General features: G+C 55.0%; 1 pseudogene. It reads left to right on the top strand.

The features are described 5' to 3' along the window. Positions 1-181, top strand: a pseudogene (locus A7090_RS25530) (helix-turn-helix domain-containing protein); the annotation flags it as partial. Between the last annotated feature and the right edge of the window lie 48 nt (positions 182-229).

Below are 229 nucleotides of genomic sequence, written 5' to 3'. Positions count from 1 at the left end.
TAAAAATTATGCCCGCAGGCTGACTGCCATGCTGATGCTGCACCGGGGCGACCGCGTCAGCGATGTTGCCAGAACGCTCTGTTGCGCCCGTTCATCCGTCGGGCGCTGGATTAACTGGTTCACGCAGTCGGGTGTTGAAGGACTGAAATCATTACCCGCAGGACGTGCCCTGAGGAATCCCCAGTAATGGGCGGGTAAAAAAAGACAGGCATAGAGTTTTGTGATCTAC

It is taken from the genome of Escherichia sp. MOD1-EC7003 (assembly GCF_002965065.1).
Taxonomy (GTDB): Bacteria; Pseudomonadota; Gammaproteobacteria; order Enterobacterales; family Enterobacteriaceae; genus Escherichia.
The sequence above is the reverse complement of the archived record's forward strand: the minus strand, read 5'-3'. Positions and strand labels throughout refer to the sequence as shown.